Origin of the sequence: Xenorhabdus indica, from assembly GCF_014467235.1 — a bacterium.
GTDB lineage: Bacteria > Pseudomonadota > Gammaproteobacteria > Enterobacterales > Enterobacteriaceae > Xenorhabdus > Xenorhabdus indica.
The window spans coordinates 1-1612 of sequence record NZ_NKHP01000072.1; the positions used below are offsets into that span (position 1 = coordinate 1).

A 1612-nucleotide genomic window follows, 5' to 3' on the forward strand; every position below is an offset into this window, starting at 1 on the left:
GGTGCCGGCCAGTTTTACCCGTCTTGAATCAATTCCGCTGACTCTGAATGGTAAAGTGGATCGCCGGGCATTACCAGAGCCTGTCTGGGTAAACAGAGATGGCTATGTTGCACCACGTAATGAATTAGAGGCTCAACTTTGTCAGCTTTGGCAGGATGTGTTAGGGGTAGCACAGATCGGTATTGAAGATAACTTCTTCCGTATCGGGGGTAATTCCCTGACTGCGGTTAAGCTGACCGCCACTATTCGCCGGACGTTGGCAATGGATGTTTCTCTGGCACAGGTGTTTGCATTGAAAACAGTTGCCGGACTGGCAGCCCAGATAGGGCAGCAAGCATCTATTGTCATTCCGCATATTGAGCTTGCCCGTTATCCCTTGTCCTTTGCTCAGGAGCGGATGCTGTTTATTGAGCAGTTTGAACAGGGCACTTATGCTTACCATATTCCTTATCTGATGCTGTTGGATGAAGGTGTTAGCTTATCTGTATTGGAAAGTGCAATCAATCAGGTGGCTGAGCGTCATTCCGTTCTGAAAATGGTCTACCGCAATAGCGGTGATCACATTTATCAACAACTGCATTCTTATCAACAACCCCATTCTTTTCAAAAAATAATTGAAGAGCCGTTGGTTTTCAAAACGCAGCTTCTTGAGAGTGTTGAAATACTTTGGCAAATATTGCGTGCTGAATTAGCGACACCATTCCATTTGACAACAGAGCCTGGTTTGCGCCTGCGTCATTATCAAGTCGGTCACAGCCACTATGTTTTGTTCATGTGGCATCACATCGCCATTGATGGCTGGTCAATTGATATCTTTATGCATGAACTGGCGGAGGCTTACCATGCCCTGCGCGAAAAGCGTGACAGCTGTCTGCCTGAGCTGGACATCACTTATGGTGATTACGCCCATTGGCAGCGAGAATATTTGCAGGGAGAAGCAGGAGAACGCCAACGGGCATACTGGCAGCAGGCATTGGCGGAGTATGAGCCGTTACTTTTGCCGACCGATCATCCCCGCCCGGCACTGGTCAATTATCGAGGGCAGGATTTCAATTTTGTGTTGGGAAATGAACTTACTGATCAGCTGAAAACATTGGCAAAACAGCAGGAAACTACCTTGTTTACTGTTTTACTGAGCGGTTTTTATCTCATGCTGGCGAGGTTATCCGGGCAAAGCGATATTGTACTGGGGACACCGACTGATAACCGTCACCATGTGCAAACTCAACCTTTAATTGGCATGTTTGTTAATTCACTGGTTTTGCGAGCACAGGTGGAACAGACCAGCAGTGTAGAGCACCTGATTGGACATGTTCATGATGTAATTGCTCAGGCCAAGTCTCATCAGGATATACCGTTCGAGCAGTTGGTTGATGCCCTTGGCGTTGAACGGGATGCGTCCCGTCATCCTATTTTTCAGGTGCTGTTCGGGCTGCAAGACGCCGGGAAAACACGACAAACAGCTAGAGATTTACCGTTTAGCCCAGTGCAGTTGGATGACTCTCTGTATAGTCCGGCTAAGTTTGACCTGAGCCTGTTCATTACTGAGAAGGCATCCTGCCTGACAGGGGCGATCAATTACGCCGTCAGCCTGTTTGATGACACGACGATA

1 protein-coding gene is annotated in these 1612 nt (G+C 48.0%); it reads left to right on the forward strand.

The genetic code is table 11. The features are described 5' to 3' along the window. The coding region (locus Xind_RS19460) for a condensation domain-containing protein (RefSeq protein WP_246432635.1) at window positions 1-1612 on the forward strand (1612 nt) is incomplete at both ends.